Origin of the sequence: Pseudomonas machongensis (assembly GCF_034961125.1) — a bacterium.
In the GTDB taxonomy this organism is placed as follows: domain Bacteria; phylum Pseudomonadota; class Gammaproteobacteria; order Pseudomonadales; family Pseudomonadaceae; genus Aquipseudomonas; species Aquipseudomonas machongensis.
This window is the reverse complement of the sequence record NZ_JAYFUI010000042.1, coordinates 1-11805: the sequence shown is the minus strand read 5'-3', so window position 1 is coordinate 11805 and position 11805 is coordinate 1. Positions and strand designations below refer to the sequence as shown.

Annotated in this window: 10 protein-coding genes and 1 pseudogene; all 11 read left to right on the top strand. The window is 63.8% G+C overall.

The window, feature by feature from the left end:
• A partial coding sequence (mutL, locus tag VA602_RS02950) for a DNA mismatch repair endonuclease MutL (RefSeq protein WP_323452426.1) occupies positions 1-1636 on the top strand: 1636 nt, incomplete at its 5' end.
• Between the two features lies 1 nt (position 1637).
• Positions 1638-2609: a tRNA (adenosine(37)-N6)-dimethylallyltransferase MiaA gene (gene miaA, locus VA602_RS02945; RefSeq protein WP_125931287.1), complete on the top strand. Its 972-nt coding sequence runs from the start codon at positions 1638-1640 to the stop codon at positions 2607-2609.
• 93 nt (positions 2610-2702) lie between these two features.
• Entirely contained in the window at positions 2703-2963 is a 261-nt protein-coding gene (hfq, locus tag VA602_RS02940) for an RNA chaperone Hfq (RefSeq protein ID WP_029612777.1), read from the top strand.
• A 12-nt stretch (positions 2964-2975) separates the two neighbouring features.
• Positions 2976-4277 carry a ribosome rescue GTPase HflX gene (gene hflX / locus VA602_RS02935; protein WP_054893184.1) on the top strand — a complete coding sequence of 434 codons (1302 nt, stop codon included), beginning with the start codon at positions 2976-2978 and terminating at the stop codon, positions 4275-4277.
• A 96-nt stretch (positions 4278-4373) separates the two neighbouring features.
• Entirely contained in the window at positions 4374-5555 is a 1182-nt protein-coding gene (hflK, locus tag VA602_RS02930; RefSeq protein ID WP_063546405.1) for an FtsH protease activity modulator HflK, read from the top strand.
• Positions 5555-6424: a protease modulator HflC gene (gene hflC, locus VA602_RS02925; protein WP_054893186.1), complete on the top strand. Its 870-nt coding sequence runs from the start codon at positions 5555-5557 to the stop codon at positions 6422-6424. The genes hflK and hflC overlap by 1 nt, the downstream gene beginning before the upstream one ends.
• A gap of 280 nt (positions 6425-6704) precedes the next feature.
• Entirely contained in the window at positions 6705-7892 is a 1188-nt protein-coding gene (locus tag VA602_RS02920) for an ATP phosphoribosyltransferase regulatory subunit (RefSeq protein ID WP_063546403.1), read from the top strand.
• A 55-nt stretch (positions 7893-7947) separates the two neighbouring features.
• Positions 7948-9240, top strand: coding sequence for an adenylosuccinate synthase (locus VA602_RS02915; protein WP_054893188.1), 1293 nt, complete (start codon positions 7948-7950; stop codon positions 9238-9240).
• Positions 9241-9792: 552 nt separating this feature from the next.
• Positions 9793-10485: pseudogene (locus VA602_RS26725) on the top strand (methyl-accepting chemotaxis protein); the annotation flags it as partial.
• A gap of 21 nt (positions 10486-10506) precedes the next feature.
• Positions 10507-11391: a methyl-accepting chemotaxis protein gene (locus tag VA602_RS26950; protein ID WP_371926319.1), complete on the top strand. Its 885-nt coding sequence runs from the start codon at positions 10507-10509 to the stop codon at positions 11389-11391.
• A gap of 257 nt (positions 11392-11648) precedes the next feature.
• Positions 11649-11805: autoinducer binding domain-containing protein (locus tag VA602_RS26715; protein WP_407682490.1), on the top strand; the 157-nt coding region annotated here is incomplete at its 3' end.

Here is an 11805-nt window from a genome sequence, read left to right as displayed (position 1 = left end):
CCTTGAGGGCGTGCTCAGCCTGGGCTTTCGTGGCGAGGCACTCGCGTCGATCAGTTCGGTAGCGCGCCTGACCCTGACCTCGCGTACCGCCAATGCCAGCGAAGCCTGGCAGGTCGAGACCGAGGGCCGAGACATGCTCCCGCGGGTTCAGCCGGCGGCGCACCCCATCGGTACTTCGGTCGAAGTACGCGACCTGTTTTTCAACACCCCGGCCCGGCGCAAGTTCCTCAAGGCCGAGAAAACCGAATTCGATCATCTGCAGGAAGTGATCCGGCGCCTGGCGCTGGCGCGCTTTGATGTGGGCTTTCACCTGCGCCACAACGGCAAGAGCATCCTCAGCCTGCATGAGGCGCCCGACGAGCTGTCGCGCGCGCGGCGGGTCGGGGCGATCTGCGGGCCTGGCTTCCTCGAGCAGGCGCTGCCGATCGAGGTCGAGCGCAATGGCCTGCGCCTGTGGGGCTGGGTCGGCTTGCCGACCTTCTCGCGCAGCCAGGCCGACCTGCAGTACTTCTTCGTCAATGGCCGCGCGGTGCGCGACAAACTGGTCGCCCACGCGGTGCGCCAGGCCTACCGCGACGTGCTGTTCAACGGCCGACATCCGACATTCGTGCTGTTCCTGGAGCTCGATCCCACCGGTGTCGATGTCAACGTGCACCCGACCAAGCACGAAGTGCGCTTTCGTGAAGGGCGGATGGTCCACGACTTCCTGTACGGCACCTTGCACCGTGCGCTGGCCGATGTGCGCCCCGAGGATCAGCTCGCGGCGCCGGCGGCAACCACTGAGATCGTGCGCCCCAGCGGCTTGCAGGCCGGTGAGTTCGGCCCCCAGGGCGAGATGCGCCTGGCCGCCTCGGTGCTCGAACAGCCCCAGGCGCAGCAGCAGCCGTCGTTCTCCAATGGTGGCGCGGGCGCAGGCTACCAGTACCAGTACACGCCGCGCCCGTCGCAGCCGGTGCCGGCAGCAGAGGCGCAAGCAGTCTACCGCGAGTACTTCGCCCCGCTGGAGACCAGCGCCCAGCCTCCCGTGGCGCTGCCGGAAAGCCAGGGTGACATTCCACCGCTGGGCTATGCCCTGGCTCAGCTCAAGGGCATCTACATCCTGGCCGAGAACGCCGTGGGCCTGGTGCTGGTAGACATGCACGCCGCCCACGAGCGGATCATGTACGAGCGCCTGAAGCTGGCGATGGCCAGCGAAGGGCTCAGTGGCCAGCCGCTGCTGGTGCCCGAGTCACTGGCGGTCAGCCAGCGTGAGGCCGACTGCGCCGAAGAACATGCCCAGACCTTCCAGCGCCTGGGCTTCGAGCTGCAGCGCCTGGGGCCGGAAACCCTGGCGATCCGCCAGATCCCCGCGTTGCTCAAGCAGGCCGAGGCCAACCGCCTGGTGCAGGATGTACTCGCCGATCTCATGGAGTACGGCACCAGCGACCGCATTCAGGCGCACATCAACGAGCTGCTCGGCACCATGGCCTGCCACGGTGCGGTGCGTGCCAACCGACGCCTGGCGATTCCGGAGATGAACGCCTTGCTGCGTGACATGGAGAACACCGAGCGCAGCGGCCAGTGCAACCATGGCCGACCGACCTGGACCCAGATGGGCCTGGATGATCTGGACAAACTTTTCCTGCGCGGTCGATGACATGAGTGGCAAGCCCCCAGCGATTTTTCTCATGGGCCCGACGGCTGCCGGCAAGACCGACCTGGCCATTGCCCTTACACAGTCCCTGCCTTGCGAGTTGATCAGCGTCGACTCGGCCATGGTCTACCGCGGCATGGACATCGGCACCGCCAAGCCTTCGCCAGAGGTGCTGGCTGCCCATCCGCACCGGCTGGTAGACATCCGCGACCCGGCCGAGAGCTATTCGGCGGCGCAATTCTGTGGCGATGCGCTGCAGGCCATGGCCGAGATCACTGCGCGTGGCAAGATCCCGCTGCTGGTCGGCGGCACGATGCTGTACTACAAGGCGCTGGTGGACGGCCTGGCCGACATGCCGCCCGCTGATGCCGAGGTTCGCGCCGAACTCGAGGCCCAGGCCCGCGAGCTGGGCCTGGGGGAACTGCACCGGCAGTTGGCCGAGATCGACCCGGTATCGGCGGCGCGCATTCATCCGAACGATCCGCAGCGGTTGATCCGTGCGCTGGAGGTATACCGGGTGAGCGGCCAGAGCATGACCGCCCACCGCGAGCGTCAATCAGCCGAAACCCGCGGTTCAGACGCAGGCGCGGGCGGGCATTTGCCCTATACTGTCGCCAGTCTGGCGATTGCGCCTACAGATCGTCACATTTTGCATGAGCGAATTGCGCTACGATTTTCGCAGATGCTGGAACAGGGCTTCGTCGACGAGGTCCGAGAGCTGCGGGCCAGAAGTGACTTGCATGTCGGGCTGCCGTCTATACGGGCAGTGGGGTACAGGCAGGTATGGGACTATCTGGACAGCAAACTGACAGCCGAGCAGATGCGCGAACGCGGTATCATCGCCACCCGCCAGCTGGCCAAGCGGCAGTTCACCTGGTTGCGTAGCTGGTCCGACGTACACTGGCTGGACAGCCTGGCCTGCGACAATCTGTCCCGCACCTTGAAATACCTGGAATCGGTCTCCATATTGAGCTGAGTCCCTGCAATTGCCGTCTATTCTTGCGACTGACGGCCCTAATGAACGAATTTTTTCAGTTTTTTACTATTGATCCTTACAGGAGTGCGGCATATGTCAAAAGGGCATTCGCTACAAGACCCTTACTTGAACACCTTGAGAAAAGAAAAGGTCCCGGTCTCGATCTACCTGGTTAACGGCATCAAGCTGCAAGGCCAGATCGAATCTTTCGACCAGTTCGTCGTGCTGCTGAAGAACACCGTCAGCCAGATGGTCTACAAGCACGCGATTTCCACTGTCGTACCTGCCCGTCCGGTTCGTCTGCCAAGCCCGTCCGATTCCGAGCACGGCGACAGCGAGCCAGGCAACGCCTGATAGGAGCCTGCATTGTTCTTTGAGCGCCACGGTGGTGGTGAGCGGGCGTTGCTCGTTCACTTGGAAGGTCAGAACCCTGAGGCGCGCGAAGACCCGCAGGAGTTTCAGGAGCTGGCACTGTCGGCCGGAGCGGACATCGTCCACCTGGCCACGGTTGCCCGGCACCAGCCCACAGCCAAGTTTCTGATCGGCAGCGGCAAGGTCGAGGAACTGCGCGACCTGGTCAAGGCCGAAGAAGCCGACCTGGTGATTTTCAATCACACCCTCACGCCCAGTCAGGAGCGCAACCTCGAGCGCGTCTTCGAGTGCCGCGTGCTTGACCGTACCGGTCTGATTCTCGATATCTTCGCCCAACGGGCGCGGACTCACGAAGGCAAGCTGCAGGTCGAACTGGCCCAGCTCGAGCACATGAGCACGCGGCTGGTGCGCGGCTGGACCCACCTTGAGCGACAGAAAGGTGGTATCGGTCTGCGCGGCCCGGGTGAAACCCAGCTTGAAACCGACCGCCGCCTGCTGCGGGTGCGCCTGCGTCAGATCAAGGCGCGTCTGGAGAAGGTGCGCAGCCAACGCGAGCAGGCCCGGCGCGGACGCAAGCGCGCGGACATCCCCTCAGTGTCGCTGGTGGGCTATACCAACGCCGGCAAGTCCACGCTGTTCAACGCCCTGACGCAATCGGAGGTGTACGCGGCCGACCAGTTGTTCGCCACACTCGACCCGACATTGCGCAGGCTCGAGCTGGACGACCTGGGGCCGATCGTGCTGGCCGACACCGTGGGCTTCATTCGCCACCTGCCACACAAGCTGGTCGAGGCTTTTCGGGCTACGCTCGAAGAGTCGAGCAACTCCGATCTGCTGCTGCATGTGATCGATGCGCACGAGCCCGAGCGCATGGAGCAGATCGAACAGGTGCTCGCGGTGCTGGGCGAGATCGGTGCCGAAGGCTTGCCGATCCTCGAGGTCTATAACAAACTCGACCTGCTCGAAGATGTCGAGCCGCAGATCCAGCGCGATGCCGACGGCAAGCCGGAGCGGGTCTGGGTTTCGGCCCGCGACGGGCGTGGCCTTGAGCTTGTGGGGCAGGCGATAGCCGAATTGCTGGGGGATGATCTGTTTGTCGGAACCCTGCGCCTGGAACAGCGACTTGCACGCTTGCGCGCGCAATTCTTCGAACTGGGGGCAGTGCAAGGCGAAGAACACGATGAACAGGGCAGCAGCTTGCTGAGCGTGCGTCTGCCCCGGGTCGAGCTCAATCGCCTGATCAGCCGCGCAGGCCTTGAGCCTGAAGTGTTCATCGAGCAACACACTTTGCAATAAATGCCCGTCGAGGTCGCCGGGCAGCCGTGACAGGCATTCTGTAGCATTGGACGGCGCGCCGTGGGCGCGTCTTTGCTTTATCAGATGGAGAGCGCTATGGCTTGGAACGAGCCGGGTGGCAACTCGAACAATCAGGATCCCTGGGGCGGCCGCCGTGGTGGCGGTGGTGGTGGCGACAAGAAGGGACCACCGGATCTCGACGAGGCCTTCCGCAAGCTGCAGGACAGCCTGAACGGCATGTTCGGCGGCAGCAAGAAACGCGGTGGCGGTGGTGACCGCAACATCGGCAAGGGTGGCGGCTACGGCTTGCTGGGCATTGGCCTGGCAGTTCTGGCGGCAATCTGGCTGTACAGCGCCGTCTACGTGGTCGACGAGCAGGAGCAGGCCGTGGTGCTGCGCTTCGGCAAGTACTACGAGACCGTGGGGCCGGGCCTGAACATCTACTTCCCGCCGATCGACCGCAAGTACATGGAAAACGTCACGCGTGAGCGTGCGTACACCAAGCAGGGCCAGATGCTCACCGAGGACGAGAACATCGTCGAGGTGCCGCTGACCGTGCAGTACAAGATCAGCAACCTGCAGGACTTCGTTCTCAACGTCGACCAGCCGGAAGTAAGCTTGCAGCACGCCACCGACAGTGCCCTGCGCCATGTCGTGGGCTCCACCTCGATGGACCAGGTGCTGACCGAAGGTCGTGAGCAGATGGCCGTGGATATCCGCGAACGCCTGCAGCGCTTCCTCGACACCTACCGCACGGGTATCACCGTCACCCAGGTCAACGTACAGAGCGCGGCAGCCCCGCGTGAAGTGCAGGAAGCCTTCGACGACGTGATCCGCGCCCGTGAGGACGAGCAGCGTGCGCGCAATCAGGCCGAGTCCTACGCCAATGGCGTGGTGCCTGAGGCCCGTGGTCAGGCGCAGCGCATCATCGAGGATGCCAACGGCTACCGCGATGAGGTGATCGCCCGTGCCAAGGGTGAGGCCGATCGCTTCACCAAGCTGGTCGCCGAGTACCGCAAGGCGCCGGACGTCACCCGTCAGCGTCTGTACCTGGAGACCATGCAGGAGGTGTACAGCAACACCAGCAAGGTCATGGTGGCCACCAAGGACGGGCAGAACAACCTGCTCTACCTGCCACTGGACAAGATGGTCGAAGGCAGCCGCAACACTGCAGCGCCGTCCAGCAGTGTGTCGCCGTCGGTCAACGACGCCGCCACTCGCGCTGTACAGGACCTGCAACAGCAACAACAGCCGCTGCGCACTAGGGAGAGCCGCTGATGAGCAATAAATCGCTGTTCGCCCTGATTGCCGCCGTGGTGCTGGCGATCGTCGCCTGGAACTGCTTCTACATCGTGTCGCAGACCGAGCGGGCGGTATTGCTGCAGTTCGGCCGTGTGGTCCAGGCGGATGTCCAGCCGGGCTTGCATGTGAAGGTTCCGTACGTCAACCAGGTGCGCAAGTTCGACGCCCGTCTGATGACCCTCGACGCCCCGACCCAGCGTTTCCTGACGCTGGAGAAGAAAGCCGTGATGGTCGATGCCTACGCCAAGTGGCGGGTGAAGGACGCCGAGCGTTTCTACACCGCGACCTCGGGCATGAAGCAGATCGCCGACGAGCGTCTGTCGCGTCGTCTGGAAAGCGGCCTGCGTGACCAGTTCGGTAAGCGCACCCTGCATGAGGTGGTATCCGGTGAGCGTGACGCGCTGATGGCCGACATCACCGCTTCGCTGAACCGCATGGCCAACAAGGAGCTGGGGATCGAGGTCATCGACGTTCGCGTCAAGGCCATCGACCTGCCGAAGGAAGTCAACCGCAGCGTGTTCGACCGTATGAGCACCGAGCGTGAGCGTGAAGCGCGCGAGCACCGTGCCAAGGGTAACGAGCTGGCTGAAGGTATTCGTGCAGATGCCGACCGTCAGCGCCGTGTGCTGCTGGCTGAAGCCTACCGTGAAGCTGAAGAAACCCGTGGTGATGGCGATGCCCAATCGGCTGCCATCTATGCCAAGGCCTACGGCCAGGACGCTGATTTCTATGTGTTCTACCGCAGCCTGCAGGCTTATCGCGAGAGCTTTGCCAGCAAGAGCGACGTGCTGGTCCTGGATCCGAAGAACGAGTTCTTCCGCTTCCTGGACAAGAGCAAGCCGTAACAGGAAAGACCCCCGCCGGGCAGCTAAAACGCCCGGTGGGGTGCATCCCGAATCAAAAGGGGTGTATGATGAGTCAGCCGGGAAATTCCCGGCTTTTTTGCGTCTGCAAGGTTGATTGGCCCCCGGCTTTTTGACGACTTGGACAGGACGCGCAGTTTTTCGAGGGTGTTGGCACGGCGGCGGCGCTGGGATCGGTGCTGCCTGCTGTTGTGCGCCAATGCCTGCTTCACAGACGGCTAACCTGTTGGGCAGCCGCCCGGACCAGAGGGGAAATGGCGTAATGGCAACGGTAGACCGCTGGCTTCTGCCAGATGGCATCGAGGAAGTACTGCCACCTGAAGCGGCGCGCATCGAGATTGCGCGTCGCCAGGTGTTGGACCTGTTCCAGAGTTGGGGTTATGAACTGGTCGTCACCCCACATATCGAGTACCTGGAGTCGCTGCTTACCGGCGCCGGCCAGGACCTGGATCAGCGTACCTTCAAGGTGGTCGACCCGCAGTCCGGTCGCCTGATGGGTTTCCGTGCCGACTTCACGCCGCAGGTGGCGCGCATCGATGCCCACACCCTGCGCCGCGAAGGCCCGAGCCGCCTGTGCTACGCCGGCAGTGTGCTGCACGCCGAGCCGCGTGCGTTGTCGACTTCGCGCAGCCCGATCCAGTTGGGTGCCGAGTTGTATGGCGACGCCAGTCCGACCAGCGACGTCGAAGTGATCAGCCTGATGCTGACCACCTTGCAACTGACCGACGTTGCCGATGTGCACATGGATCTGGGGCACGTCGGTATCTACCGTGGCCTGGCGCGTGCCGCCGGCCTGTCGGGCGCGGTCGAGCAGCAGTTGTTCGATGCGCTGCAGCGCAAGGCTGTCGATGAAGTTCACGAGCTGACCGCCGACCTGCCGAAAGACCTGGGCAACATGCTGCGTGCCCTGGTTGAACTGTGCGGTGGTCGTGAAGTGCTGGCCGACGCCCGCGTGCGTCTGGGCCGAGCTCCGGCCAGCGTGCTGGCGGCCCTGGACGACCTGCTGGCGATCGCCGATCGCCTGGCGGCGCGTTACCCGGACTTGCCGCTGTACTTCGACCTGGGCGAGCTGCGTGGCTACAACTATCACACCGGCGTGGTGTTCGCGGTGTTCGTACCCGGTGTCGGCCAGTCGATCGCCCAGGGTGGACGCTACGATGACATCGGCGCCGACTTCGGCCGGGCACGTCCGGCCACCGGTTTCTCCACGGATTTGAAGACCCTGGTCACACTGGGGCGAGCGGAGGTCGTATTGCCTTCTGGCGGCATCTGGATGCCGGACAGTGGCGACGCGGCCCTCTGGCAGCAGGTCTGCCAGTTGCGCAACGAGGGCCAGCGTGTGGTTCAGGCACTGCCTGGCCAGCCGCTGAGTGCTGCTCTCGAGGCGGATTGTGATCGGCAATTGATTCAGCAAGACGGGCGCTGGCAGGTTCTGCCGCTGACCCATTGAGATTCTTCGCCGGCAATGGGCCGGCAACCAAGTTGCGTGAATGAGGACAAGTGTTATGGGTAAGAATGTCGTCGTCCTGGGCACCCAGTGGGGTGATGAGGGCAAAGGCAAGATCGTCGATCTGCTGACCGAACATGCTGCCGCCGTCGTGCGTTACCAGGGCGGCCACAACGCGGGCCACACCCTGGTGATCAACGGTGAGAAGACCGTTCTGCACCTGATCCCGTCGGGTATCCTGCGTGAAGGCGTACAGTGCCTGATCGGCAACGGCGTCGTCGTCGCGCCGGACGCCCTGATGCGCGAAATCACCAAGCTGGAAGAGAAGGGCGTACCGGTTCGCGAGCGCCTGCGCATCAGCCCGGCTGCTCCGCTGATCCTGTCGTACCACGTGGCGCTGGACCAGGCCCGTGAAAAGGCCCGTGGCGAAGCCAAGATCGGCACTACCGGCCGTGGTATCGGCCCAGCCTACGAAGACAAGGTCGCCCGTCGCGGCCTGCGCGTGGGTGACCTGTTCCACCGCGAGCGTTTCGCCGCCAAGCTCGGTGAGCTGCTGGACTACCACAACTTCCAGCTGGTCAATTACTACAAAGAGCCGGCCATCGACTTCCAGCAGACCCTCGACGAGTGCATGGCCTATGCCGAGCAGCTCAAGCCGATGATGCTCGACGTCACCGCCGAACTGCACAACCTGCGCCGTGCCGGCAAGGACATCATGTTCGAAGGCGCCCAGGGCTCTCTGCTGGACATCGACCACGGCACGTACCCGTACGTCACCAGCTCGAACACCACGGCTGGCGGCATCTCCACCGGTTCGGGCGTTGGTCCGATGTACCTGGACTACATCCTCGGTATCACCAAGGCCTACACCACCCGCGTGGGTTCTGGTCCGTTCCCGACCGAACTGTTCGACGAAACCGGTGCTACCTTGGCCAAGCGTGGCCATGAGTTCGGCTCCACCACCGGTCGTGCCCGTCGCTGCGGCTGGTTCGATGCCGTAATCCTGCGTCGTGCCATCGACGTCAACAGCATCTCGGGTATCTGCCTGACCAAGCTGGACGTGCTGGACGGTCTGGAAACCATCAACATCTGCGTCGGCTACAAGAACGAGAACGGTGCGGTGATCGACGCGCCTTCCGATGCCGACAGCTACATCGGCCTGGAGCCGGTGTACGAAGAGATGCCAGGCTGGAGCGAGTCGACCCTGGGCGTGAAAGCCCTGGAAGAGCTGCCGCAGGCCGCGCGCAACTACATCAAGCGCATCGAGGAGCTGGTCGGTGCCCCGATCGACATCATCTCCACCGGCCCGGACCGCAACGAGACCATCGTGCTGCGTCATCCGTTCGCCTGATCTGCCTTCTGGCTGATCCAGCGCCGCAGCCCTGCAAGGGGTTGCGGCGTTTTTGTTCCTGGCTGCAGTGGTCTTTCGCGGGTAAGCCCGCTACCACGGTTCATCGGGCTGCTAGACCTTGGCGTATTTCCCTCCTGCTTCAGGCATGACCCTTGCTGTAAGAAGATTCTGTAGATGCCATCAAAGTAATGGCGCCAGAAACACGGGGGTTCAAACGTGTCTGCCATCCTCTCTCTGTTACGAAGCCGCCTCCTGCGGCCTGTTTTTGTTGCACTTGGTATCGCTCTTCTGGTGCAAGTCGTGGTCGCCGTCGTGCTGACCCGCAGCACCGTCACTGCGCTGGAGGCCGATTTGGGCGAACGCCTGGGCGCTGACAGTCGCAAGCTGGCAGGTGAGCTGGAGCAGGCCGGGCAAGATGTGCGCTCCGGTCTCGACAGCCTCTCGGCCAGTACCCGGCAACGCCTGAGCGCGGGGCTTTCCACGCGATTACAGAGCGAACAGCAACAGCTACGCACCACGCTGGAGCAAAGCCTCAAGGAGTCGGCCAACGATATGGCCGAGTTGCTGGCCTCGGTGGCACCGAGGGCGATCTGGGACAATGACGTCCCCACGCTATCTGACTTCGCTCGTCGCGCGCAGCGCAATCCCAACGTGTTGTTCGTGATCTACGACAACGCCGAGGGCGAGCACCTCACCCGTTACCTCAACCGCCAGAACCCGATCAATCAGGCGCTGATGGAAAAGGGCCAGGGCGAGCGGGCGCTGGACAAGGTGCTCGACGCTGCGCGCCGGGATCCATCGGTGTACTTCGTCGAGGCTTCGATCAGCCCCAATGGCGCCCAGATCGGCAAGGTACTCATGGGGGTCTCGACCGCCGCCGTCGATCAAGAGCTCAAGGCGCTCGACCAGCGCTTTGCCGCCCTGATCGCAAGTGGCGAGCAACTGGTCGGCGAGAGCCTCGGCGCTGCCGCGGCCGATAGCGGCAAGACCCTGCAGGCTCGTCTTGAGACCGCGCAGAACAGCGCCACTGCCATGCAGGCCAATACCGCGCAGACGGTTCGCGACGCGGCCGGCGAGCTGCGTTGGCGCATCGGCGTCGGCCTGGTGCTGGTCGGGCTTGGCGTGCTGTTGGTGGTTGCCGTGGTGCTGGGGCGACGAGTGGTCAGCAAGCTGCGCCTGCTCATTGCTGCCCTCGACGACCTGGCCGCCGGGGAGGGCGACCTGACCAAGCGTGTGGCGCTCGACAGCCGTGACGAGATCGGCGACATGGCGTCGGCGGTCAACCGCTTCGTCGACAAGCTTCAGCCGATCGTTCGCGAAGCCGGTGAAGTGGCCCAGCGTACCGGGGTGGAAATCGGCACCATGGCCCAGCGCAATGCGGGGGCCGATGCAGCGGCAGCGTTGCAGCGCGACGAGGTGGCGGCGAGTCTGCGCGACCTGTCGAGCATGGCCGACGAGGCTCAGGCCGAGAGCCACGCCATGCAGGCGGCGTTGCAGCAGGTCGTGGATATCCGCCAGGCTACCGACGAGAACAGTCGCGCTTCGACCCAGCTGGCCAAGCTGATCGAGAAGCTGGCGGGGGAAGTGGAAAGCGGCTCGCAGGTCATCGAGCGCCTCGCCAAGCAGAGCGAGCAGATCGAAGTGGTGCTGACCGTGATCCACGGCATCGCCGAGCAGACCAACCTGCTTGCGCTCAACGCGGCGATCGAGGCGGCGCGTGCCGGTGAGACAGGGCGCGGTTTTGCAGTGGTAGCCGATGAAGTGCGGGCTCTGGCAAGCAAGACGCAGAGCTCCACCGGCGATATCCAGGCGCATATCGTTGCCTTGCAACAGGGGGCGAAAGAGGCTGTGGCCACCATCGGCCAGGCGGGGCGCCAGGCCAGCGAAGGGCTGCTGGTGTTGCGTGATAACGAACGCCGCCAGCAGTCGGTGCAGGCGGCGGTGGAGCAGGTGCATGCCGCCATCGGCCTGGCGACTCGCGCCGCCGAGCAGCAAGCCAACGGCGCCCAGGCGGTGCGGGGGCGGGTCGAGAATATCCACGCGCAGGCAGAGCGCTCGGCCGAAGTGGTGATGCAGACCACGGCCAGTAGCAAGGTGCTGGATGATCTGGCGGCGCAGTTGAGGGCGAGTCTGGGGCAGTTCAGGGCTTGAGCAGGCGTCAATCCAGATAGGCAGGAGATATCGGTGAATCGCCCGGGGGCGCCAGCATTTTTTGTAACGCTGTGCTTGTATCGTCAGCGCCAAGGTGCCGAACCGACCAGGCCGGCCACGGGATAAATACCGCGCGGTAGTATTCGTTAACGTTGTGGCGAATTGATATCGCTCAATGTCCGGCTGTTGCAGCTCCGCTAGGCTCGCACCTTCAGGGGGCGGCTGCAGCAGCTTCACATTCATGGAGAGAATAATAAATGCAATGGATGGGCGACATGCTGGCGGCGGTTTATGACGCGCGCGATACGCAAACGTTGTTGGAAGAGGTCAAGGCAGCCGCGCGCCGTCTGGGCTTCGATTACTGTGCTTATGGCCTGCGCACGCCGCTGCCTGTCACCAAGCCGCGGATCGTCA